Here is a 24,016-nt window from a genome sequence, read left to right on the forward strand (position 1 = left end):
GACGACACGGTCTGCCATTGCCGGCGGGGTCACGACCATCGTCGACATGCCCTACGACAACCCGACACCTCTGAGCGCCAGGGAGCACCTCGACGCCAAGGTCGCAGCGGTCGAACACTTCGCCCATTGCGATGTGGCGCTCTACGGCACAGTCATGCCGGGGCAATCCCTCGACGAGGTGCGATCGCTCGCCGATGGTGGCGTCGTCGCCTTCAAGATCTCCGCCTTCGAAAGCAGCCCCACCCGCTTTCCGAGGATCGATGCGGCTCTCGCCCTCGATCTGCTGGAAGCGCTTTCGGCGACCGACCTGCCGCTTGGCCTGCACAACGAAGACCAGGAAATCGTGCGGTCACGGGTTTCGCGCGCAAGGGATGAGGGCCGAAACGGCATCACCGCGCATTCGCCGAGTCGGCCTGAAGTCGCAGAACTGGCATCGTCCGTGCATTTCCTCGAACTCGCCGCCAGTGCTGGCGGCCATGCGCATATCGTCCATATCAGCACGCCGCGCGGCTTCAAGCTGGTGGATGACTATGCGCGAGAGGGCTTCAGGGCGACCGGCGAGCTTTGCGTCCACTATCTCTGGTTCGATCCCGAACGCGACGGCGAAGAGCTCGGTGCGCGGATGAAGGTAAACCCACCCATTCGTCCCGGCCAGATCGACCGGCTCTGGCAGGAACTGGTCGACGGCCGGATTGCATTTGTCAGCTCCGATCATTCCAGCTGGCCGATCGACAACAAGTTTACCGCCAGCATTTTCGATGCCGGAGCGGGAGTTCCCGGGATGGAGACCCTGCTGCCTGCCTTCTACACCGTCGCAAAACAGCGCGGCGTCGACGCGGCGCATTTCTGCGCCGAATATCTCGCAGAACGCCCTGCCCGCTTCTTCGGCCTTTATCCTCGCAAGGGGGCTCTCGTCCCGGGTGCCGATGCCGACATCACGATCCTCGCCGAGGGTGACGATGTCTGGGACGCGAGCCGTGCCCAGGATGGCCTCAACTGGAGCCCTTACGACGGACGGCGTTTCGCCGCTCGGGTTGCCGCGACCTTTCACGCGGGCAAGCTCGCCTATGACGGCCATTCGGTCCTCAACACACCCGGCAGCGGACGCTATCTGTGCCGCGGCGAAAGCAAATGGTTTTCGAAGGAACTCGCAACATGACTGAGGCAGCCACCCGGCCCGATCACGGCATCGTCGAGAAGGCGATCACATTTCTCTACTATGTCGATCTGCCCAGAGCGTTCGACTTCTACACAGAGGTCATGGGCTTTCCGCTCGAGATCGATCAGGGCTGGTCAAAGATCCTGAGAATTGCAGAGCATGCCTATGTCGGTCTTGTCGACGAGACCCGCGGCATGCATCGCGCCAATCCAATCAAGCCCGTGCAGCTTTGCATCCGCGTGCCGGATGTCGATGCCTGGCACCGCTATCTCTCGAGCCAGGACGCGATCGGGCTGACAGAACCAAAGGACAGCGCCTCCTTGGGAATTCGAGCCTTCGTGCTGGAAGACCCGGAAGGCTACCAGATCGAGGTGCAATCCGCACTTCGGTGAAAACGCGCATGCAAACGTGTCGGCATACCAAAAAAGGGGAACGAAAATGCTGAATCTTCGCATGAAATCCGGACGTATCGCGGCGCTTGCCGCATTCGTCCTCGTGAGCTCGACGGCACTTACCGGCTTGGCCCAGGCCAAGGAACTGACCGTCGGGCTGACGTCGGACGCGGTAAACCTCGACCCCCAGGCGGGCGAGGAACTGTCCAGCAACATCCTGTTCTACCACATCTACGATCCCCTGGTCCGCCGCAATGCCGACCTTTCATTCGGACCCGGCCTTGCGGAGAGCTGGGAGCTCAAGGACGACACGACCTGGGTCTTCAAGCTGCGCCGAGGCGTCAAGTTCCACAATGGCGAGGACTTCAAGGCGTCGGACGTTGTCTTCACCCTCGACCGTCTGAAGAAGTCGCTGATGGCCAATCTTGGCGCCAACATCGCTTCCTTCACAGCGGTCGACGACTACGCGGTCGAGATCAAGACACCCAAGCCCTACGCAGTCCTGCCGAACGATCTGGCAGCCGTCCTGATCCTCAGCGAGAAGTATGCGAAGGAAGTGGGCGACGAGCAGCTGGACCTGAAGCCTATCGGCACCGGCCCCTACAAGCTGGTCGAATGGATCAAGGAAGATCACATTACGCTCGCCGCCAACACTGAGTATTTCGCCGGCGCACCGAAGATCGAAGAGGTCACGTTCCGCCCAATCACCAATGGCGCCACCCGCACCGCAGCCCTACTGACCGGTGAAGTCGATGTCATCCAGGATCTCAACGTCCGCGACGTTGCGCGCGTCAAGGCTGACGACCGCTACAAAGTCATGACCAGACCGAGCCTGCTCAATGTCGTTGTGTCGATCGACCAACGTGAGAAGAGCCCTACCATCGCGCTCGACAAGAACCCAATGATGGATCGGCGTGTCCGCGAGGCCATGGTCCGCGCAATCGACGTCAATGCGATCAACAAGATCATCATGAACGGCCTGTCGACACCCTCACAGCAATATGTCCCCGCTTCCCATACGGGCTATGTCGATGGCGCAAGCTTCCGCGACATGTATCCCTTCGATCTTCAGAAGGCGGGCGCGCTCATGGCTGAAGCCGGCTATGCAGATGGCTTCACGGTGACCCTTGACACCACTAACAACCGCTATGTCAACGATCAGCAGATCGCCCAGGCGCTTGCCTCTATGCTCGGCAAGATCAAAGTCGATCTCAAGCTCAACCTAATGCCGAAGTCCAACTTCTTCGGCTACATCCGGGTCCCGAGCGACAAGTCGAGCATGATCATGAGCGGCTGGGACGTTCCCTCCGGTGACGGCGGCTCGATGTACAGCGTGATGTTCTACTCCCGCGACAAGAAGGAAGGCTATGGCCAAGTCAACCGCGGATCCTATTCCAATCCGAAGGTGGACGAGCTGATCGACAAGGCCGATGCGACCTCCAAGCTCGAAGAGCGCGACGGGTACCTGCAGGAAGTCACCAAGATCCTGATGGAGGATATCCCGATGATCCCGATCCACTACGAGCAGGATCTCTATGCGGCAAAGACCAATGTCGAGATGACACCGCGTGCGGACAAGTTCCTTTGGGCCTACGAGATCGACGTCAAGGAATAAGTCTCAACCCGAGCGAACGCGGGACTGTCGACCTTGAGGAAGACAGTCCCGAATTTCTCACTTCTTCATGACGGGACACTGCCTTGCTGGGTTACACGATCAAGCGGCTCCTGCAGATGGTGCTGGTACTCTTTTGCGTATCAATCATCGTCTTCCTGATGATGAGCTTTACCGGCGATCCCGTCTTCATGGTGATCCCGATCGATTCCACCACCGCCGAGATTGAACAGGCCCGCCGCCTTCTGGGTCTCGACCAGTCCCTGCTGAGCCAATACTTCATCTTCCTCGGCAACATGCTGCAGGGCGACTTCGGGCGCTCCTATGTGTTCCGCCAGCCGGCCATGGACCTCATCCTGGAGCGCCTGCCGGCAACGATCGAAATGGTGCTGGTGGCGATCATGCTGGCAACCGTGATCGCCGTGCCGCTCGGTGTTTATGCAGGCGCCAATCCGAACAATCCGGTGTCTCGCGGCATCATGGCAGGCTCGCTGCTTGGCATTTCCCTACCTGGCTTCTGGGTGGGCATGATGCTGATCTTCTTCTTCTCCGTCCGCTACCAGTTTCTGCCCTCGTCTGGACGCGGCGATACGGTCGAAATCCTCGGCATGCGCATATCCATCTTCACGGCGGACGGCTGGTCGCACATCATCCTGCCGTCCGCCACACTGGCGCTTGCCACCCTCGCGATCATGCTGCGCATGACCCGTGCGGGCATGATGGAGGTGATGCGGCAGGATTATATGCGGTTCGCCCGCGCGAAAGGCGCCTCTCGCCAGAACATCCTGTTCAGGCACGGGCTCAAGAACGCCCTCATTCCGGTCGTCACGATCTTCGGCCTCCAGCTCGGTGACCTCATCGCCTTTGCAACAATCACCGAAACAATTTTCGCATGGCCAGGCACAGGCAAGCTGCTGATCGACTCGATCTACCGCGGCGATCGCCCCGTCATCGTCGTCTACCTGATGCTGACAGCCTTCATCTTCGTTGCCATCAATTTTGTCGTCGACATCGTCTACACGCTGATCGACCCGCGCATTACCGTGAAGTGAGGATCGCATGACCGGGTTCTTCTCTTCGGAATTCTTCTTTCACTACCGCCGAAATCTACCGGCGGTCTTCGGCAGCGCACTGCTCGCCTTCTTCGCCCTGCTTGCGACCCTCGGACCACTTCTCGTGTCCCAGGACCCCTACGACGTTTCACAGCTGGAACTGATGGACAGCTTCAAGCCGCCGGTATGGCTGGAGGGTGGCGAGAGCAGATATCTGCTCGGGACGGATGGGCAGGGCCGCGACGTGCTCGCATCCATCGTATACGGCGCGCGGATCTCCGCCTTCATCGGCCTGGCCGCCATGATCTTCTCCTGCGTGATCGGGACGGCACTCGGCCTGATCTCGGGCTACTATGGCGGCATCGTCGACAGCATCATCATGCGCATCGCTGACATCCAGCTGTCGTTTCCCTCCATGCTGATTGCGCTCTTCCTGATGTCGGCCTTCGGGACCGGCATCGGCATGGTTCTGATCGCGCTCACCGCTGTCGGCTGGGTGGTTTACGCCCGCACCGTTCGCGGATCGACATTGAGCGAGATCCAGAAGGAATACATCCAGGCGGCCAAGGTGGCGGGCCTTGGAAACGGCGAGATCATCCTGCGCCACGTGCTGCCGAACGTCATGACGCCGCTCATCGTGGTTGCCACGATCCAGGTCGGCACCTTCATTCTGATCGAAGCTTCGCTGAGTTTCCTCGGTGTCGGCGTTCCGATCACCGAGCCTTCGCTAGGCCTGCTCGTCAAGGAGGGGTTCGATGTCCTTTTCTCGGGCATCTGGTGGACCTCTGCCTTTCCCGGGCTGTTCATCATGTTCCTCGTCTTCGGCATCAACCTGTTCGGCGACTTCCTGCGGGACGAACTCAATCCACGCCTGAGATGACGAAGGAGACGGTGACCATGGGTGAAGCACTTCTCGAAGTCCGGGATCTGAAAACGCATTTCCATACATTCGGCGGCGTGGTGAAAGCCGTGGACGGCGTCAGCTTCGACGTCCGCCCGGGCGAGGTGGTCGGGCTCGTCGGTGAGTCCGGCGGCGGCAAATCCGTGATTGGCTTTTCCATTCTCGGCCTGATCGACCCGCCCGGACGGATCGAAGCCGGCAATATCCTCTTTGCCGGCGAAGACCTGACGCGCAAGAGCGAGGACCAGATGCGTGCGGTGCGCGGCGGCGAGATCGCCATGGTGTTCCAAGACCCCATGACGTCGCTCAACCCAGTCTACACGGTCGGACGCCAGATGGACGAAATGCTGCGCCTGCATACGGATCTCGATCAGAAAGCGCGACGTGCGCGCTGCATCGAGATGCTCGAGGATGTCGGCATCTCGGAGGCCGCCAGCCGCCTCGACGCCTACCCGCACCAGTTTTCTGGCGGTATGCGCCAGCGCGTTGTCATCGCCATCGCGCTGCTGGCTGGTTCCCGGCTGATCATCGCGGACGAACCCACCACAGCCCTTGATGTCACCGTCCAGGCCCAGATCTTGAAGCTCATGCGTCGCCAGATCGTCGAGCGCGGAGCGGCCATGATCCTTGTGACGCACGATCTCGCCGTTGTCTCCGAAATGGCGGACCGGGTCGTCGTGCTTTATTGCGGCAAGGTCGTGGAAAGGGGGCTTACGAGCGAGATCATTCAGTCGCCTGCCCATCCCTATACGCGCGGGCTCCTGGACAGCATTCCGAAGATCACCGATCGCCGGGCACGCCTCAGCCAGATCCCAGGCACTGTACCGGACATTCGCACGCTCGGCCAAGGATGCAGCTTCAAAGACCGGTGCTTCCGGGCCCAGGCCATCTGTTCGGCAGAAACGCCGGCGCTCACCCCCGTGCGCGGCTCGCTCGAAGCAGCCTGCCACTTTCCGCTGGAGGAGACGGCCTAATGACGACCCCCGTGCTCGATGTTCGAGGCCTGGTCAAAGCCTTTCCTGTGGGAGGTCTTTTCGATCGGCTACAGTTCGGAAAGGGAAAGCTCCTCGCTCCCCAGAAACAATTGCGGGCGGTGAATGGTGTCGACCTGTCGATTGCGCCTGGCGAGGTCATGGCCTTGGTGGGCGAATCCGGTTGCGGCAAGTCGACCGTGGCAAAGACGATTGCCAGGATTTACGAGCCGACCGCAGGCGAGATCCGGATCGACGGAGAAGACATTTCCCGCATGCAGTTTCGCGAAATGCGTCCGATCCGCCGCAAGCTGCAGATGATCTTCCAGGATCCTTATGCCTCTCTCGACCCGCGGCAGCGGGTCAGGGACATCGTGATGGAGCCAAGACGCGCTCAGGCCGAGGGCAAACTCAGCCGACGCGAACTCCATGACGAGGCCATTGCACTTCTGGCAAAGGTTGGCCTCAATTCCGAACAGGCCGGCCGCTACCCGCATCAGTTTTCAGGAGGTCAGCGGCAGCGGATCGGCATAGCACGCGCATTGTCGGTCCGGCCAAAGATCATCATTGCCGACGAGCCCGTCTCGGCGCTCGACGTCTCGATCCAAGCGCAGATCCTCAATCTGATGATGGACCTGCGCGACGAGTTCGGCCTATCCTATCTTTTCGTCTCGCATGACCTTTCGGTGGTTCACCACATCGCTGACCGGATCGGGGTCATGTATCTCGGCTTCATGGTTGAGACGGCCAGCCGTGATCAGTTGTTCAATCAGCCGAAACATCCCTACACGCAGGTTCTGCTTTCGGCCGCGCCAACCATCGACAAGTCCCTCGCAAAACCGAAGATCGAGATCGTCGGCGAAGTGCCAAGCGCACTGCGCCTGCCCTCCGGCTGCTGCTTCAGAACCCGGTGCCCCATGGCCTTTGATCGCTGCGCGATCGAGCGTCCCGTGCTGACGCCCCAACCGGATGGCAGCGCTGTTGCATGCCACCTCCATGATCGGAATGATGCCGAAAGGAAATGCCAGTGAATTCGCCCGCCGTCATTGTTCAACCCCGCCTCGCCCTCGAAGATCCGCACGACTGCACCGATGCTAACGACATGCTGGCTGTCTTCGATGCACTGTTCGACGGGCTTGTGCGCTATGGCAAGGATGGCGGCTACGTGCCAGCACTCGCAAGCTCTTGGGATGTCACCCCGGATGCGAAACAATGGACTTTTCGGCTGAGGGAAGGCTTGAGATTTCACGATGGCAGCCCCTGCGATGCGGCAGCCGTCTGCCAATCCCTGACGCGCATGGCCCGTCCTGACAAAGGCTACACACTCGGTGCGCCCGGGGTCTGGCATCAGTATCTTGGTGACGCGGAGATCGAGGCGATCAATCCCCTGACCGTCGCGATCCGCCTCTCGAAGCCGATCGCCGATCTCCTCGACATCTTGGTTTACGGCTACGTGCTTGCTCCCTCAGCACTGGACCGCTACGAGGCGGGAGATACATCGCAGCCAGTCGGTACAGGCCCGTATTGCCTGGTTTCCTACAAACCCGGTCGCGCCCTGCACCTCCAGCGTTTCGAAGGCTGGCATGGCGAGCGACCAGCCAATGCTGAACTGACCTTCCGCTTGGAGCCGAACCGGGAAGCACGACTGCAAATGTTGATCTCCGGCCAGGCGCAGGTGGCAAACAGCCTCGACTACGAAGCATCTGAAGCGCTAAAAGAAACAGGCCAACATACGCGGGTGACATCACTCGTCCCGGTCGCCATCATCTACCTCTTCAATGCCTTCAAGGGACCGCTCAAGGACAGCCGCGTTCGCCGCGCCCTTAACCTGGCGATCGACCGCCAGGCCCTGATTGATCGGGTGGTCGCAGGTGCAGCAAAGCCACTGACCGGCTTCGTCAGCCCCGTGCATTTCGGCAGCATGCCATCGAAGGATCTGCGCCCTGATCTGGATCAGGCAAAAAGGCTGCTCGAAGAAGCTGGATTTGCCGAGGGTCTGACCATTGAGGTTGACAGCCCGACACGCCTGCCCGATGAAGCCGAGGCCCTGACGGCGGCTCTTGCGGAGCAGCTCGCCCCAATCGGTGTGACGCTGAACGTTCACCGCCACACAGACCGCGAAGCCTATGCGCATCGTGTCCGCTTGAAGCAGGTGCGCGACATGTGCGTTTTCGATTCAAGCCCCTTGAGCACCTTCCGCATCCTCGCCGAAAAAATCGATCAAAGGGCTAAGGGCTCCTGGTGGCTGGGCTTTCACAATGCCGAAGCCGAAGACTTGCTCGACGCGGGGCGGGCAACTGTTGATCCGAGTGAACGTGAGAAGATCTTCGTAAAGGCCTTTCACGCGCTGCAAGTGGATCCTCCATGGCTATATCTCTACAATCCATTGAGGGTGACAGGCCTGTCCGGGTCCTGGCCGGACTGGCGCATGCGTCAGGATTGCGTGCTCGACGTGACTCGGCTCCCTAATTTCCAATCCGGGAAACCAGCACCATGAGGCGCGTCGATCTGATCATCAGCGGCGGAACCATCCTCACCATGGACGGGAGTCGCCGCGTTCTCGACCAGGGTGCGGTCGCGGTTCTCGACGATCGCATTGTCGCGATCGGGCACGCGGACGAGATCGCGAAAGAATACCAGGCCGAGCGCCATATCAACGCCAACGGCAAGGTGGTCATGCCCGGGATGATCGACGTCCATGCCCATGCAGGCCATGGTCTGATCAAAACCATGGGCATGGAGCAAGGCAATCATTGGGAAGAGATCTGCAACGCGGCCTATACCGTCGGCTCGACACCGGAATTCTGGTTCGCAGAAGCACGGCTTGCAGCCCTTGAGCGGCTGCGCTTCGGCGTCACCACCGGCGTTTCACTTCTCGGTGGCGGCGATACGATCATGCGCACGGATGATGTCGCCTACGGAAATGCACATTGCGAGGGAGTAAGCGCAGTCGGCACGCGCTCCGTGGTCGCCGTCGGACCGACACGCCCCCCGCATCCGCGAACCTATGCATCCTGGCAAGACGGCAGGGCGTCAGAACGACCTGTAACCTTCGAGGAGCAGTTTGCCGTCAGCCGGAAACTGCTGGAACTGTGGCACGGGCGCGGACGCCTGAAGATCGCCTTGCTCACCCCTGTCCTACGTGACGAACATCAGCGCGGCATGTCGACCGCAGACTACGAAGCCGCGATCGCCCAGACTAAGGCCGTGCGGGCGCTCTCGCGCGACGCGGGCGTGGTGTTCACTCAGGATGGTCACTGGAAGGGCTCCGTTTCCCGCGCCGAAAAGCTCGGAATTCTCGGACCGGACGCGCTGTTGTCCCATGCCATCGACATCACGCCAGAAGAGATCCGCATCATTGCCGATACCGGCGCCCGCATCGCTCATAACCCAAGCGCTATCGCCTCCATCCTTGGCCGGTGCCCAGCGATCGAATTGATCGAGGCAGGTGCAGTGGTCGCGATCGGCTCCGATGCAACCGCGCCGGACCGATCGGCGGACATGTTCCGGCACATGCAGCAATGCATGCACTATCACCGTACGCATTTCCGCGATCCCTCGGTCCTGCCTCCGGGCAAGGCCCTCGAAATGGTGACGATCGATGCAGCGACTGCCCTCGGGCTCGATCAAGACCTCGGATCCCTCGAAGTCGGCAAGAAGGCCGATATCGTGGTGGTCGACATGAAGCGCCCCCACTTAGCGCCCTTCCAGATGCCCATCTTCCGCCTTGCTTACTTCGCCAATGGCAATGACGTCGACACCGTCGTGGCCGACGGGCAGATCCTGCTTGAAGGTGGCCGCCCTCTGCTGACCGACCTCGACGAGGTCATTGCAGAGGCCGACAGGCAAGCCCGATTGCTCATCGAGCGCATGGGCCTCGAAAAAATGATCGGCCAGCCGGAAGGCTTTTTTGGCCATGCAAGATATCCAAAACTTCAAGGAGACAGCCAATGATCAGGCTGAATGAAGAGGCAAAAGGCGTCTATGTTATTGCCCTGACCCCGTTCACGGATACGGGTGATGTAGATCTGGAAAGCACGGACCGCATGGTCGATTTCTACCTTGAGCGCGGCGCGACGGGACTGACCGTGCTTGGGATGATGGGGGAAGCGCAAAAGCTCACCATCGAGGAAGCGCATACCTATGTGCGACGTATCCTTCACAGGGTCGACAGCCGCGTGCCGGTTGTTGCGGGCGTCTCTGCTGCAGGCTTTGCCCAGATGCAGGCCTTGACCTCAATGGTGATGGACGACGGTGCGGCAGGCGTGATGATTGCTCCGCCATCGTCGCTGCGCAACGATCAGCAGATCGTCAGCTACTACAAGCAGGCGGCGGAGTTCATCGGTGATACGCCGTTCGTGCTGCAGGATTTTCCGCTTGTTACCAGCGTCACCATACCCGTTTCCGTCATCCAGACGATCATCGACCAGATCCCGACCTGCGTTTGCCTGAAACACGAGGATTGGCCGGGACTTGCAAAGATCACGGCTCTGCGCACGCAGGCGCAGACCAACGGTACCCGCCGCATTTCGATCCTGTGCGGCAATGGCGGCGTTTTCCTACCTGAGGAGATGGCGCGCGGGGCAGACGGCGCCATGACCGGCTTTGCTTATCCGGAGATGATGCGCGACGTCGTCCTCCACCATGAGAGCGGCGATGCCGAGCGCGCCCAGGACATCTTCGACGCCTATCTCCCCCTCGCCCGTTACGAACAGCAACCGGGCCTTGGCCTCTCCATCCGGAAATACATCATGGCGAAACGTGGCGCGATCGCGACGCCGACACTGCGCAAGCCGGGAGGAGCCCTTTCTCCCGCCGATGTCAGCGAGATCGAGCGCCTCGTCGCGCGGCAGGACAGAAGACTGAAGGAGCTCGGCTGATGGAACTCGGCTTGAAAAACAAAACCGCTCTCGTGATAGGTGCAAGCCGCGGGCTGGGTGCCGCGATCGCCCGCGGGCTCGCCGAAGAGGGGGTGACAGTCCATGCCGCCGCCCGCAACACCTCGGCCATCTCCGAGTGGGCTTCCAAGCTCGCACCGACGTCAGGTACCGTAATCCCACTCCAGCTCGATCTCTCCGACATCGACAGCGTGAATGAGACAATTGCCTCTCTTGTTGCGGCAGGGGGTGTCGACATCCTCGTCAACAATTCTGGCGGCCCGCCGCCAGCTGCAGCCCTCGATGCAAAACGGACGGACTGGCTCAATCATTTCGAGACGATGGCCGCCAACATCTTCCATCTGACCACCGGTCTTTTGCACGGTATGCGGCAGAGACGCTGGGGGCGGATCATATCGGTCGCCTCCTCAGGGGTGGAGCAGCCGATCGCCAGGCTGGCGCTGTCCAATGGTATTCGCTCGGCCCTGATCGGCTGGTCGAAGACGCTTGCTGCGGAAGTGGCCACAGACGGCGTTACCGTGAACGTCCTTCTTCCAGGGCGCATTCACACACAAAGGGTGGACGAACTCGATGCAGCCGCAGCCAGTCACTCAAGCAAGAGTATCAAAGAGATTGCCGCCGAATCCGCAGCCGGCATTCCAGCTGGACGCTATGGACGACCGGAGGAATTCGCCGCCGTTGCCGTTTTCCTCGCCTCCGAGCCCGCATCCTACGTGACGGGAAGCAAGATCAGAGTGGACGGCGGGGCCATCAGATCCGTCTGAAGCCGGATTAAGCAAAACGGACGGACATCCAATGGTCCGTCCGAAACTCCCTCGCCCCGAGCACGACATGCCACCGGATATTCAAGGCTTCGGCAGATGAATGGATTAGGCAGTCAGAAAAACCGCCATCTCCACATTGTAGAAGGTTTTTGTGCGCTGGCCCGTGATGGTGGGATCAGCGAGGCAGTACGCATTCCAAGTCGTGGCGGTCTTGCGGTCCTCATCCAACGGTCCTGCGGACTTGAATACCTCGTAAATCACAAAGCTGTGGGGAGCAGAAGCGGAGAGCCTTGGGTTGTGGAGCTACGGAAGGACCCGCCCGACCTCTGCCAGACTGGCGTCCCGCGCAAGTCCCAAAACGGCAGCGTCCTTCAGTTCCGGAAGCGTTTCAAAGCCTTTGCTACTTTCACTGTTCGAAGGTCTATGCGCGTACATTTGCCCAAAACGATTTGACAGGAAGGCGCCAAGTCTGATCTCTTCCTGCCGGACAAACCCAGACGCCGGCAGTTGACCTTCAGCCAGCAGATCGAGCACCGCGGAAATACCTGCAGCGGTGGTGATCTGGATCGCGCTCATCCGGTGGCCTGCCACCGTCCCAGCATAGATCTTGTTGGCATAGGTCTCCTGAAGATATCGCCCGTCCCTCCAGCCGCAAACGGTAACGAAGATCACGACGACATCCTGATTTGTCGCTGGTAGAGCGTTCTCAAAGAGGTCCTTCAGCACGTCACGGCGGTTGCGCAAATTGAAATCGTTGAGAAGAGCCTTCACGATCGCCTGATGACCCGGGTAGCGGATGGTGCGATAGTTCATTGTCCGCACCTTGCCCTCAAGGGTCTTTGCCAAGGTCCCGAGACCACCAGAGGTATTAAACGCTTCGTAGGTCACTCCGTCGAGCGAAAACTCCTCCCGCTCCTCCATTGCAGGAACCGAGATTAAGCGCCCCTCAACTACAGCCTCGCAGGGCTCGATGTACTCGTTGATCAGTCCGTCCGTGCTCCAGGTGAGATTGTAGTTGAGAGCGTTTGAGGGATACTGCGGCAATGCGCCTACACGCATGCGCACGCTGTCGAGCGTATCAAACCGGCCTGCAAGATCGGCCGCGACGATAGAGATGAAGCCGGGTGCAAGACCACATTGAGGAATCAGTGCAGACTTTGCTTGCTCAGCGAGGCTTTCTACCCTCCGGGTGGTTGTCACGTCTTCCGTCAGATCGAGATAATGAGTACCTGCGTCAACCGCAGCTTTCGCCACGAGACCGGTTAAATGGAACGGTGCAGCAGACAAGACTGCAAATTTGCCCGTGAGAAGAGATACGAGACTGGTATGATCTTTGATATCAACGAGGGACGTTGTGATCCCGTCAAGTGAATTGAAGCCCGCGAGTTGAGCATCATTCGCATCGGACAATGTGACTTGATAATCCTTCGTGGCTGCCAACATGCGAGCAACCGCACCGCCAATTTTTCCCGCGCCGACAATAACGATCTGCTTCATTTGCAACCCATGGCTCCGAATTCGCTGTCAGAAAGACACTCTTATGAGGCACCTCCGATTCATAGCGGCAAAATCAACGAAATACGGTATCAATTTGTGCAAATCGACTGGAGGATCTGTACGGAATGCAAGTGACTGCGAAAGATCGCGAGCTTCTTGGCCTGCTCGCTGAAAATGCCCGAATGGCTGTGGCAACACTGGCAAGGCGGCTGGGGCTATCGCGCACCACCGTGCAAGCCCGTTTGGACAGGCTGGAAAGAGAAGGCGTCATTGCAGGCTATGCGGTGCGGCTCTCGGACGAGTATCTTTCAGGGCTGATCCGCGCCCATGTGCTGATCACCATTGCCCCGAAAGCACTTGCTGCCGTTACTGTAGAACTTGACGCGATACAGGAAGTCCGATCACTGCATTCGGTAAATGGGCTCTACGATCTGATTGCCGTTATCGCCTCGCCGTCCATCGCGCATCTGGACCGGCTGATTGACCTTATTGGGGAACTGCCTGGCGTGGAGCGCACGCTTTCCTCCATCATCCTCTCCGACCGGATTGTACGTTGAAGATGTGGCGTGCAGAGAACGCTACGACCCTTGCCTGACCCGTAAACCGCGCCGGTTTCGCCGGAGGCTCCAACTTCTGAGAAAGTGGAGCGATCATGAGCAAGACAACTAACAAATTTTCACCTGGAGTCCGTCAACATGCCATTCGTATGGTGCTGGATCGCGAAGCCGAGCACCCTTCGCGGTGGGCTGCCGTTTCATCTATCGCTGCCTAGATTGGCTGCTCGCCAGCCACGCGGCCGAATGGGTCAAGAAGACCGAGGTCGACAGCGGCAAGCGTGCAGGTTTGCCGAGTGACGTGGCTGAGAAGATGAAGGCACTGGAGCGGGAGAACCGTGAGATTCGACAGGCCACCGAGATTGGGTTTTAACCTCAGCGTCCCGGCCTTCATTGCTCCCTTCGGTGGCGGCGAGGCTGTGCTTCATCCGCGGGGCCACCTGGCGATCGGCCAGGCCGCGGCAGCCGTCGGCATCCAACAGATGGTGCCGGTTGCCGCCTCCCACTCGCTAGAGGAGATCGCGAAGGCGTCTTCGGTCGCTTCGGTCTTTTCAAATCACTTTCGTCGGTGATGAGGAAGGCGTGCTCGAGATGATGGAGCGCGCCAAGGCGGCTGGCTATGCCTACATATGCGTCACCTATTCGCCGATTCGGCAATGGCGGGAACGAATGATGAAGACCGGTTCTCGCTTCGCTACGAGGCCTCGCCCTCGAACTCCGGCACTGGCAAGTCGGATCCCGCAGCGACGCTGGAATTGCTGCAGCGCGAATTTTGGACAATGCTCGGTCATCTCGCGTGTTCGTCGGTCGACGAACTTTCGACCACTTTACTTGCAGAGCAGCCGCACAATTGGATGTTCCGAGCCTCCGATTAGTTGTTGTATCGCCTTGAAGGGATCCGAACCGGTGTGCCGGGCTTGTCCGAACAAACCACTGTATCCAAACGCAATTAAGGCCCTCCGCTTTAAGCTACGCCTCCGGCGCAAGACGGGAACGCATCCGTCTGTTAGCGCACCGGAATGACGTGGCGCTGCGCCCTGGCAACGGTCGCCGGCACGCGCACATATTGCGCGACCCCAAGATCATGATCATAGTCGCCGAGGTGGAACTGCAGTCCGTTCAGGATCCGCTCACAGGAGTCGACGATCTTTTTGCGGTCCTTAATCGGGTTGCTGTGAAACAGCTCGTTGCGTGTCTCCTTGATGACGCGCATCGTGTCGTTAAACATGGTTTTTGTGAAACTGAAGCCGAGGACAGAATCCGTGGCGAACATGTCGCGGATCAGGGGCCAATCCGCCTGCATAATCGACCAGAGGTCACCCAGGGTAAGGCAATAGTAGAACTCGTCGGTTTTGTTGTTTCCGGTAGCATTGTTGATATGCTGCTGATTGACCATATTGTCGAAAACTCGCCAGACAGCTTTCACGAAAGCTGGATTGACGGGCGTACCTAGAATGTTGGGAAAGGCAGTATAGGTCTGGCCGTTCTGCCGAGCATTGCGGATTAGCGTCCACCAGTCCATCCGCCCGAAGCGTTCTTCTAAATAATCGGCAAGCACCGAGCGCAGAGCGTTCTCCACCGCGAACACGAAGGGATAGATCGACGAAAACTCTTTCACCTTGCGGGTATAGATCCTGTGGATCACCAGCCTCTGCTCAGGTATGGGTATCTGCTGTAGAGCTTGGACCTGAACCCCTTCGCGGATACTATCGCGCAACAGGGTGGGGTTGAGGGTGCGCATATCAGCCTTGAAGTGATCCCCCTGCTGCGGGGTGGGGACGAATGTCAGGTATTCACCCAGTAGCTGTGATGTCGGCACATGCCGCTTGGTGATGCTGGACACTTGCTTCCCCTTGCAATGCGAGTCTGTTTTCCCTATAACATAGCTACTCGCTGAGTGGTGGCACAATGGTGTTGCGAGCCCATGGCCTTACCATGGCACTTGGAGAGTCTAAACGGAATTTGGCTAGGCGTGGTCTTCACAGACTGCGCCTTTAGTCATTCAGGGGTACTGCTGTGCTCTGATGTTCAACGATTTGGCATCCAATAGTGCATGCGCCTTGAAGGGGTTCGAACCCACGACCCTCTTATTTGAATGTAGCTAACGCGCTGAACTTCCACAGAGGGGACCGTCGTTTGTCTTAAAAGGGATCGGCGGATATGGGGCCGCAAGCGGACGGGCGGCTTTCAGGTGATGGAGCCGGGAAGCGGACGAATTCGGGCGAGGAGAACATGTTTGATGTATCGAAGCTGCATTACTCCGCAGCCCCGCAACGGCCCTTAACACTTCATCGGCCACGTTCTGCCCTTTCACATTAAAACGCGTAGCGCCTCCACAACGACCTTAAACGCTGGGGAGTTCTGTCGTCTGCTTGGGTAATAGAGGTAGTAGCCCGGAAACAGCGGCGTCCAGTCATTGAGAATCTGCACTAACTCACCAGACGCAAGCTGCTGTTGAACAAGGTTTTCGGGTACGTAAGCAATTCCGTAGCCCTTCACGGCAGCATCGATCATCGCATAGGACGTGTTGAAGGTCAGTTGGCCCTCTACACGGACCCGAAGCTCCCTGCCGTCCTTCTCGAATTCCCAGCTATAGAGCCCTCCAAGGCGCGACTGCCGATGGTTGATGCAGTCATGAGCGACAAGCTGCTGTGGCGTTTCAGGAGCAGGCCTCCCAGCAAAATATTCCGGAGAGCCAACGACGATTAGTCGCCAGTCCGGCCCGATGCGCACAGCGATCATGTCCTTGTCTACGCTTTCGCCAAGCCGCACGCCGGCGTCGAATTTTTCTTCCACAATATTCCGGAAGCCATTGTCGCTGTTAAGCTCCACCTTGATGTCGGGGTAGTCCCGAAGCACTGAGCACAGCTTCGGCCAGACGACGCTTTCCAAGGCGTGATCGGAAAGCGTTATGCGAACAGAGCCTGACGGTTTGTCCCTGAACTCCATCAGCGCGTCGATCTCGGTCTCAAGCTCCTCGATGCGCGGGGCCAGAGAGCGGATCAATCTCTCGCCCGCTTCCGTAGGAGCAACGCTGCGGGTTGTGCGGGTCAGAAGGCGCAGCCCCATCCGAGCTTCTAGCTTCTTGATGGTATGGCTGATCGTCGATTGCGACGTACCGAGTCTCGCGGCCGCTTTTGTAAAGCTCCGCTCCTCTGCTACCGCCAAGAACCAGAGCATGTCATTGAGATCTTCCCGCTTCATGGTCCGTCTCCAAAGCCTCGGTGATTGATGTCATAGGGCGATAGGTCCAAGCGAATTGCAATGACTAATCTTCGAACTGGCCGTTGCGTATATTGCCGCCATGACACAACAAGCTTTCATACAGCCCGACTTCAAAAACGACGACGACGCAGCCGCGTTCACGACTACCGCCAATTCGACTGTACCAGTTGCGGCCTGGGGCGCAGTCATCTCGATGGCGTTGTGCGTTGCCGTCCTGATCGCGTCGGAGTTCATGCCGGTCAGCCTTCTGTCACCGATTGCAACGGAGCTCGGTGTCACGGAAGGTCGTGCCGGCCAGGCGATCTCGATCTCCGGGGTCTTTGCCGTCGCGACCAGCATTTTCGTAGCTGGCATGACGCGTCGGATGGACAGGCGTCTGGTGCTCGCATCGTTCTCGGCAATCCTGGTGATCTCTGGAACGATCGTCACATTCGCCCCCAACTATCTCGTGTTGATGATAGGGCGCGCCCTGCTGGGCATTGCCATCGGCGGTTTCTGGTCGATGTCGACCTCGATCGTCATGCGGCTGGTTCCGGCCGACTCGGTCCCCAGGGGTCTTGCGATGCTGAACGCCGGCAACGCCGTCGCGGCGACGTTCGCGGCCCCGCTGGGAAGCTTGCTCGGCAGCTATATCGGCTGGCGTGGCGCCTTCTTCGCCGTTGTTCCCCTGGCACTTCTGGCGCTTGTCTGGCAGTGGATCAGCCTTCCTCCCATGCCTCCGCGTTCCAGCGAGGGCTCGTCGAATGTCTTCCGGCTGCTTTTGCGCCCGCCGGTGGCGATCGGGATGGCCTCGATCATGCTGCTGTTCATGGGCCAGTTCGCCCTGTTCACATACCTTCGGCCCGTTCTGGAAACAGTGACGGCGGTTTCGATATCGACACTGTCTCTCCTGCTTCTGCTGATGGGTCTGGCAGGGGTCGCAGGCACCACGATCGTCAGTCACCTGCTTCAGAAACGGCTGTTTGTGATCCTCGCAGCAATCCCGCTGATCATGGCGTTCATTGCCCTGGGCCTGATCGCATTCGGATCATCCTCGACAATCACCGCCGTGCTTCTGGTCGGCTGGGGTCTGTTCAGCACGGCCGCTCCGGTCGGCTGGGGAACCTGGCTCAGCCGGACAATGCCCGACGACGCGGAGGCCGGCGGCGGGTTGCAGGTGGCGACCATCCAGCTTGCAATTACCCTCGGCGCGTCCGTCGGCGGCGTCCTGTTCGACGGCTATGGCTGGTGGACAACCTTTCTTTTGGCCGCAGGGCTGCTTTTCGGCGCGTTTCTTCTCGCCATCGCCGCTTGGCGTTCAACACGCCGATGAACGTGCCGCTCGTTTCAACAAACCCGATTTCCATCGCTTCATCGCTCAAGGAGACATCCATATGACCACCCAGAACCAGGACGGCACGCAGACCGCGAAGACCGGCATCGATCGCCGCAACCTGCTGAAGATGACGGGTGCGGGCATCGCAACTCTCGGGGCGATATCGGTTTTCGACACGCCGCCTGTAGGGGCTCAGGACATGTCCAGAGGCGCCGCCAATTTCTACACCAGCGACAAGGTGACCTCGCACAAGGTTACCTTCAAAAGCCAGTACCAGACATCTGTGGTCGGAAACCTCTTCCTCCCCAATGGCCTCGATCGAACCAGCAAGATAGCCGCGATCATCGTCGGGCATCCGATGGGTGCGGTAAAGGAGCAGAGCGCCAATCTCTACGCAACCAAGATGGCTGAACAGGGCTTTATCGCCATGTCCCTCGATCTGCCGTTCTGGGGAGAGAGCGAAGGGCAGGCACGCAATCTGGTGTCCCCAGAGATGTATGCAGAGGCCTTCAGCGCAGCCGTCGATTTCCTGGGTTCGAATGCGTTCGTCGATCGCGCCAACATAGGTGCAATCGGCGTCTGCGGCAGCGGCAGCTTCGTCATCAGCGCCGCCAAGATCGATCCGCGCATCAAGGCGGTCGCCACTGTCAGTATGTACGACATGGGCGCTGCCTTTCGCGACGCACTGAACAAGTCTCAGACGATCGAGCAGCGGAAGCAGTTCATCGCAACGGCTGCCGAACAGCGCTGGGCAGAGGCCGACGGTGCAGAGGCCCAGTACATCGGTGGCACCACACTGGAACTGACGGCCGATACGGATCCAATACAACGCGAGTTCTACGACTTCTATCGCACGCCTCGCGGTGAGTTCACGCCTGCTGGCGTCACCCGTGAGACGACGACGAAGCCGACCCTTAGCAGCAGCGTCAAATTCATGAATTTCTATCCCTTCAACGACATCGAGACCATCTCGCCGCGCCCAATGCTGTTCATCTCGGGCGACCAAGCGCATTCGAAGGAGTTCAGCCGGGATGCCTATAACCGGGCGTCGGAACCCAAGGAACTGGTCTGGGTAAAGGGCGCCGGTCATGTCGATCTCTACGACCGTGTTGATCTCATCCCGTTCGACCGGCTGAAGACGTTCTTCGGTCAATATCTCGCCTGACCGAAGCGGAACGTCCATCTGTGTCGGTCGTCGTGGGGCGACCGAGACATCCTGGTAAGCTCTGGAACAGGCCTGCGCGTTGCGAGGCTTCGAGCGCCGCATACGAACCAGCATAAGGAATGACAAATATGGAGATCTTTCGCTGGGCTGGCTTGATGGCCCTACCCTTCGTGGTCGTTCTGACGGGCTATTTCCTGGTCGAAATCGAGCTTTCTCCGACACCAGCACTTGCGGCCGCCAATTCCGTGACATTTCCGCCTCTCGACCAGCTCAAGCATTACACGACGGTTAGACGGGGGATTACACGGGAACACATGCTGACAAGCTCTGAGGCCCTCATCGCTCTAAAGGCCGGGCAGCCTGTTCCAACGGGCACGCACATGGTTCTTGTCGATTATCAGAGCGATGTCCTGACGCGTTATCTCGTCGGGCAAAAGATCGGCGATGGTGACAATGAGTGGGAATACCAGTGGTTCTGGCCCGATGGGAGCGTCAAGGCAGACGAAAACGTCGCTCGTTGCTATTCCTGCCATCGATCACGTCAGTCCGAACAGTTCATGTTCACGTTCGATGGAGCCATCTCAGATGATGATCTCCTCTAATGTAAGCGGGGTGTCGCGATGCTCCGACTAGCGACCAATCGCCTTCTTCTTCCCGCAGTTATGGCCGCGCTCTTGATGCTGTCGCTTGCCTACTGGTGGCTCGACAACGGCCTACACGAGATTTTTGGGACGGCGATGTTCGGTCTCCTGGCATGGCATATTTACACCAACAAGCGCTGGTTCGTAACGATTCGCATCGGCCGCTACGACGCGCGCCGCTGGGCGGTCGCGATCATCCATATATGGCTTGCGCTTAATATCGCGGTGCTGTTCGTGACCAGCGTGCTGATCTCCCGCTCGGTGCTGAGCTTCATCCAGTTCACAGACAATGTCAGCATCATCGAACTTCACTGGTTCTCGGCGTACTGGCTGGTGTTGATCATCGCCGCCCATCTCGGAAGCCATTGGACGCGTGTGATGGCGACAACCGCTACAGTACTCAGGCTCTCTCCCTCGCGGATCAGGACCAACTCGCTCAGGTTTTGTTCCGCACTCTTGCTGGCATCTGGAGCTTGGAGTTTCGCTGTCCTCGGCGTTTCGACAAAGCTGATGTTTGGCTACAGCCTGGATTTCTGGGATTTTACCGCGTCGGTGACGCCATTTTTTGCGCATTGGACAGCGGTCATTGCTGGTGTCGCCGTGCTTTCATATTACTCGATGGCTGCTCTGAGGTCCGCTGGAAAGCCCATTTCTCATTCAAACAATGGTGAAACATGAGATATTTCGCAGGAACCGCGTTCGTCATCGCCTCGCTTACAATGCCAGTTGGAGGATCCGCCATGGCCCAAGATCTTATCTCGATTTCGTCCGACTGGGGCACGGTCACGGCCGAGCTGGCGGACAACGCGGCTGCTCGTGCCCTGGCCGAAATGCTGCCTTTGACAATCGAGATGGACGATCATCTGCGCCAGGAAAAGACGGGCGACCTGCCGGCTGCCTTGCCAACGGCTTCACGGCAGCGCGAATTTACCACGGGAATGCTTGGCCTATGGAGTTCGAGCGACTTCGTCATCTATTACCGTGATGGACGCGTGCCGGCGCCAGGCATCGTTGTTCTGGGTCAGGTGCAAGGAGACGTTTCGATCTTTGATCGTCCTGGCCAGGTCAGTGTCACAATAGACATTATAAAGTGACAAATTCAGAAAGAACCCGCCGAACACACACCGACCAGCGGCCTGGTGATCAGTATCGCGTCGATGAACCATGCTACAGATGTCAGCTCTATCATCGTCCACCCGCAGGAAGCGCTTCATTGCGTTGCCAAGGCTGTAAAGGTTGTTCCGAGACCGGGATCGAGCATCTGTCATAAGGCTCCATTCATGAGACGAGTTCATAAGTTCTATCAATGATCGACCCCTAATTTTGAGCAGGAGTGTGGTCATATCCAGTAGGCAGCCACTGTTTCAGTGCGTGCACCCATTCGAAAGGACAGCGAATAATGAAGCAGCATCTTGCCGCCACGGCTTTCTCCCTCTCGCTTGCAGCAGAGCCGGTTCTTGCTGATGAGAAGACATACCCGCTCGCAACCTCGCCTGTCACAATCGAGGATATGAGGACGGTATCGCCGGCATTTGCAAAATACACCGAGGTCTCAGTCATCGGTGGGTTGTGGAAACGTCCGGGTCTTTCTCCGCGAGATCGTAGTGTGATCACTGTTGCGGCTTTGATCGCCCGAAACCAACCTGTTGAACTGCCCTTTCATCTGAATCTGGCACTCGACAATGGGGTAACGCCGGCGGAGTTATCGGAGATCATCACTCATTTGGCCTTCTACTCCGGCTGGGCAAACGCAACGAGCGCCGTCGCGGTAGCAAAGGACGTTTTCGCTGCAAGGGGTATCGGGCAGGATCAGCTTCCTGAAGCATCACCGGCCTTGCTACCTATAGATGGTAAGAAAGATGCGCCACGACAGGCTACCGTCGAACAAACAGTAGCTCCGACATCCCCCGGTGTCGCGGAATATACCAACGGTTTGTTGTTCCAGGACGTATGGTTGCGGCCCGGATTGAACCCGCGTGACAGAAGCCTGATCACGGTCACATCCTTAATCACGAACGGGCAGATCGCTCAGGCCACCTATCACCTCAACCGGGCGATGGATAACGGTCTGAAAGCAACGGAAGCATCCGAAATGCTGACGCAGCTCGCCTTCTATGCGGGTTGGCCAAACGTGTTCTCCGCCGTGCCGATAGTGAAAGACGTGATCAACAAACGCTCCTCGTGAGCGTTGCGCCCAGTGGCTTGTAGATCTACTAGGTACGTTCCCGAAGAGCTTCAAGGACGATTGAGAAGGCTGCCGAGGGCTGCCTTCTCGACGGATAGTAAAGGTGATATCCCGGATAGCAGGGACAATAGTCCCCCAGCACCTGTTTGAGTCGGCCGTCTTTCAGGTCAGCGAGGACAAGGCCCTCTGGCACAAATGCAATCCCGTAGCCGTCGAGAGCCATCTGCTGGATCTGGTAGATGCCGTTGGACGTCATCTGGCCATCGACACGGACGTTGAGGTTCCTGCCGTCCTTTTCAAATTCCCAGGCATAAAGCCCGCCCTTGGTGGGAAGTCGTAGATTGATGCAATCATGCCCGGTAAGATCAAGTGGTGAGACGGGTTCTCTTCGCTTTTCAAAGTATCTGGGCGACCCAACAGCGACCATTCTTTGATCGCCGCTGATACGCGCCGCAATCATTCCCGGTGAAACATTTTCGCCCAGCCGCACACCGGCGTCAAAACGATCAGCAACGATATCTGTCAGGCCATAGTCCACGATGAGTTCTATTTTAATCTCGGGATATTGCTGGAGAACCCGTCTTAGCTTCGGCCACAGGACATGATCTATGGCAAAATCGACGGCAGTAATGCGGATCGTGCCCGCCGGCTTCTCCCGCGTATCGGTCAGTGAGATAAGCGCTTGTTCTACCTTGAGCAATCTCGGCGTTATAGTCTCCAGAATTCGCTCACCTACTGGTGTCGGAGCCACGCTACGGGTGGTTCTTGTTAGAAGACGCAAGCCCAGCCTTTCCTCAAGTCCTCGGATCGAGTGACTCAATCCGGACTGGGAAATGCCAAGCTGTGCTGCAGCCTTCGTGAAGCTGCGCTCGCGAGCAACCACCATGAACGCCATCAGGTCGGTCACGTTTTCCCTCAGCATGCGTCACCTCATTACTGTCTGGGTTAGTGTAGCGAGACTTGCTACCTGCGCCATACACTTACGAGTGAGGCCCATATATCTTTGCGGGTTTTGACCTCTAATGCCAAAGCAACGGCATCCCACTTATGTCGTAGCCATGACGTTCCTCGTAACAAGGTGAAGCGTTCAGGCCAACTTTAAACGACACGACAGAAGGACGATAAGATGAAACTGTTCGCCACAACTGCCATGCTCTTTACACTTTTCGCAACAACACAGGCTTCCGCAGAATCCACGGAGGTCTTTCAGGCAGGATCGAGGCCGACCTCCAAGGGGCCGGAAGCCACCTTCACTGGCTCTGTCATGGTTGACAGGCTCTACTCGAACAACGAGCACACAGGTAATACCGGGGCCTTAGTGACTTTCGAACCGGGCGCTCGTTCGGCGTGGCATACACATCCTGCCGGACAGGTTCTGATCGTTACGTCAGGATCCGGATGGGTTCAGGAGGAAGGTGGCGAAAAGCGCTCCATCAGGCCCGGCGACGTGGTGTGGACGCCGCCTGGCGTAAAGCATTGGCACGGAGCTACAGACAAAACCAGCGTCAGTCATATCGCAGTATCGAACGTCAAGGATGGTAAGCCGGTCGACTGGATGGAAAAAGTCACGGACAACCAATACCTCGACTAAAAGAGAATGCCGGGCACCCAACGGAGCGCCCGGCATCCATCGTCGATCCCTACGTCTTCGACGCTCACGTTGACGTTTGAGTGAGCTCGGTGTC

General features: G+C 58.5%; 24 protein-coding genes and 2 pseudogenes. 22 read left to right on the forward strand and 4 right to left on the reverse strand.

Annotation, left to right across the window (positions count from 1 at the left end):
- From IFT66_RS20830 to IFT66_RS20880, 11 genes are all read left to right on the forward strand, one after another.
- A partial coding sequence (locus tag IFT66_RS20830; RefSeq protein WP_192078794.1) for a dihydroorotase occupies positions 1–1,159 on the forward strand: 1,159 nt, incomplete at its 5' end.
- Positions 1,156–1,551, forward strand: a complete 396-nt coding sequence (locus tag IFT66_RS20835; RefSeq protein ID WP_192078795.1) for a VOC family protein — start codon at positions 1,156–1,158, stop codon at positions 1,549–1,551. The genes IFT66_RS20830 and IFT66_RS20835, both read left to right, overlap by 4 nt.
- A gap of 46 nt (positions 1,552–1,597) precedes the next feature.
- Positions 1,598–3,166, forward strand: coding sequence for an ABC transporter substrate-binding protein (locus IFT66_RS20840; RefSeq protein WP_192078796.1), 1,569 nt, complete (start codon positions 1,598–1,600; stop codon positions 3,164–3,166).
- Positions 3,167–3,249: 83 nt separating this feature from the next.
- Entirely contained in the window at positions 3,250–4,215 is a 966-nt protein-coding gene (locus IFT66_RS20845; RefSeq protein WP_174196902.1) for an ABC transporter permease, read from the forward strand.
- Positions 4,216–4,222: 7 nt separating this feature from the next.
- Positions 4,223–5,095: an ABC transporter permease gene (locus IFT66_RS20850; protein WP_174196901.1), complete on the forward strand. Its 873-nt coding sequence runs from the start codon at positions 4,223–4,225 to the stop codon at positions 5,093–5,095.
- A 17-nt stretch (positions 5,096–5,112) separates the two neighbouring features.
- On the forward strand, positions 5,113–6,090 hold the full coding sequence (locus IFT66_RS20855; RefSeq protein WP_192078797.1) for an ABC transporter ATP-binding protein: 978 nt from the start codon (positions 5,113–5,115) through the stop codon (positions 6,088–6,090).
- Positions 6,090–7,118, forward strand: coding sequence for an ABC transporter ATP-binding protein (locus IFT66_RS20860; RefSeq protein ID WP_192078798.1), 1,029 nt, complete (start codon positions 6,090–6,092; stop codon positions 7,116–7,118). The genes IFT66_RS20855 and IFT66_RS20860 overlap by 1 nt, the downstream gene beginning before the upstream one ends.
- The gene (locus IFT66_RS20865) at positions 7,115–8,584 is read left to right on the forward strand and encodes an ABC transporter substrate-binding protein (protein WP_192078799.1); all 1,470 of its coding nucleotides are present in this window, start codon (positions 7,115–7,117) and stop codon (positions 8,582–8,584) included. The genes IFT66_RS20860 and IFT66_RS20865 overlap by 4 nt, the downstream gene beginning before the upstream one ends.
- Positions 8,581–10,041, forward strand: coding sequence for an amidohydrolase family protein (locus IFT66_RS20870; protein WP_192078800.1), 1,461 nt, complete (start codon positions 8,581–8,583; stop codon positions 10,039–10,041). Before IFT66_RS20865 ends, IFT66_RS20870 begins: the two co-directional genes overlap by 4 nt.
- Positions 10,038–10,967 (forward strand): dihydrodipicolinate synthase family protein, encoded by a 930-nt coding sequence (locus IFT66_RS20875; RefSeq protein ID WP_192078801.1) that lies wholly within the window; start codon positions 10,038–10,040, stop codon positions 10,965–10,967. Before IFT66_RS20870 ends, IFT66_RS20875 begins: the two co-directional genes overlap by 4 nt.
- A complete protein-coding gene (locus IFT66_RS20880; RefSeq protein ID WP_192078802.1) occupies positions 10,967–11,749 on the forward strand; it encodes an SDR family oxidoreductase in 783 nt (260 codons plus the stop codon). The genes IFT66_RS20875 and IFT66_RS20880 overlap by 1 nt, the downstream gene beginning before the upstream one ends.
- A 417-nt stretch (positions 11,750–12,166) precedes the next feature.
- On the opposite strand, the pseudogene IFT66_RS20885 reads toward IFT66_RS20880, so the two are convergent.
- Positions 12,167–13,246: pseudogene (locus IFT66_RS20885) on the reverse strand (saccharopine dehydrogenase C-terminal domain-containing protein); the annotation flags it as partial.
- 125 nt (positions 13,247–13,371) lie between these two features.
- Here IFT66_RS20885 and IFT66_RS20890 point away from each other — a divergent pair.
- The 4 genes and pseudogenes from IFT66_RS20890 (at position 13,372) to IFT66_RS23965 (ending at position 14,823) form a co-directional block, all read left to right on the forward strand.
- On the forward strand, positions 13,372–13,803 hold the full coding sequence (locus IFT66_RS20890; RefSeq protein ID WP_192078804.1) for an Lrp/AsnC family transcriptional regulator: 432 nt from the start codon (positions 13,372–13,374) through the stop codon (positions 13,801–13,803).
- A gap of 95 nt (positions 13,804–13,898) precedes the next feature.
- Positions 13,899–14,164: pseudogene (locus IFT66_RS20895) on the forward strand (transposase); the annotation flags it as partial.
- Positions 14,165–14,219: 55 nt separating this feature from the next.
- Positions 14,220–14,372, forward strand: a complete 153-nt coding sequence (locus IFT66_RS23375) for a hypothetical protein (protein WP_342344806.1) — start codon at positions 14,220–14,222, stop codon at positions 14,370–14,372.
- 22 nt (positions 14,373–14,394) lie between these two features.
- On the forward strand, positions 14,395–14,823 hold the full coding sequence (locus IFT66_RS23965) for a hypothetical protein (RefSeq protein WP_446737945.1): 429 nt from the start codon (positions 14,395–14,397) through the stop codon (positions 14,821–14,823).
- Here IFT66_RS23965 and IFT66_RS20905 read toward each other — a convergent pair.
- Both IFT66_RS20905 and IFT66_RS20910 read right to left on the reverse strand, forming a co-directional pair.
- Positions 14,807–15,643: a hypothetical protein gene (locus IFT66_RS20905; protein ID WP_192078805.1), complete on the reverse strand. Its 837-nt coding sequence runs from the start codon at positions 15,641–15,643 to the stop codon at positions 14,807–14,809. The genes IFT66_RS23965 and IFT66_RS20905 overlap by 17 nt on opposite strands.
- Before the next feature lie 467 nt (positions 15,644–16,110).
- Complete coding sequence (locus IFT66_RS20910; protein ID WP_192078806.1) at positions 16,111–17,004, reverse strand: LysR family transcriptional regulator; 894 nt, start codon at positions 17,002–17,004, stop codon at positions 16,111–16,113.
- Positions 17,005–17,104: 100 nt separating this feature from the next.
- On the opposite strand from IFT66_RS20910, the gene IFT66_RS20915 reads away from it, so the two are divergent.
- The 6 genes from IFT66_RS20915 (at position 17,105) to IFT66_RS20940 (ending at position 22,331) form a co-directional block, all read left to right on the forward strand.
- Positions 17,105–18,337, forward strand: coding sequence for an MFS transporter (locus IFT66_RS20915; protein WP_249406537.1), 1,233 nt, complete (start codon positions 17,105–17,107; stop codon positions 18,335–18,337).
- Positions 18,338–18,398: 61 nt separating this feature from the next.
- Entirely contained in the window at positions 18,399–19,505 is a 1,107-nt protein-coding gene (locus IFT66_RS20920) for an alpha/beta hydrolase (protein WP_192078807.1), read from the forward strand.
- Positions 19,506–19,633: 128 nt separating this feature from the next.
- Positions 19,634–20,107, forward strand: coding sequence for a hypothetical protein (locus tag IFT66_RS20925; RefSeq protein ID WP_192078808.1), 474 nt, complete (start codon positions 19,634–19,636; stop codon positions 20,105–20,107).
- Between the two features lie 60 nt (positions 20,108–20,167).
- Positions 20,168–20,824: a hypothetical protein gene (locus IFT66_RS20930; RefSeq protein ID WP_249406538.1), complete on the forward strand. Its 657-nt coding sequence runs from the start codon at positions 20,168–20,170 to the stop codon at positions 20,822–20,824.
- 62 nt (positions 20,825–20,886) lie between these two features.
- A complete protein-coding gene (locus tag IFT66_RS20935) occupies positions 20,887–21,240 on the forward strand; it encodes a cyclophilin-like fold protein (protein WP_192078810.1) in 354 nt (117 codons plus the stop codon).
- A gap of 305 nt (positions 21,241–21,545) precedes the next feature.
- On the forward strand, positions 21,546–22,331 hold the full coding sequence (locus IFT66_RS20940) for a carboxymuconolactone decarboxylase family protein (RefSeq protein ID WP_192078811.1): 786 nt from the start codon (positions 21,546–21,548) through the stop codon (positions 22,329–22,331).
- 28 nt (positions 22,332–22,359) lie between these two features.
- On the opposite strand, the gene IFT66_RS20945 is transcribed toward IFT66_RS20940, so the two are convergent.
- Positions 22,360–23,253 (reverse strand): LysR family transcriptional regulator, encoded by an 894-nt coding sequence (locus tag IFT66_RS20945; protein ID WP_192078812.1) that lies wholly within the window; start codon positions 23,251–23,253, stop codon positions 22,360–22,362.
- Between the two features lie 228 nt (positions 23,254–23,481).
- Between IFT66_RS20945 and IFT66_RS20950 the strand changes: the two genes are divergently transcribed.
- A complete protein-coding gene (locus IFT66_RS20950) occupies positions 23,482–23,922 on the forward strand; it encodes a (R)-mandelonitrile lyase (protein ID WP_199864910.1) in 441 nt (146 codons plus the stop codon).
- Positions 23,923–24,016 lie beyond the last annotated feature (94 nt).

The sequence above is a fragment of the Rhizobium sp. CFBP 13726 genome (assembly GCF_014841925.1).
GTDB classification, from domain to species: domain Bacteria; phylum Pseudomonadota; class Alphaproteobacteria; order Rhizobiales; family Rhizobiaceae; genus Neorhizobium; species Neorhizobium soli.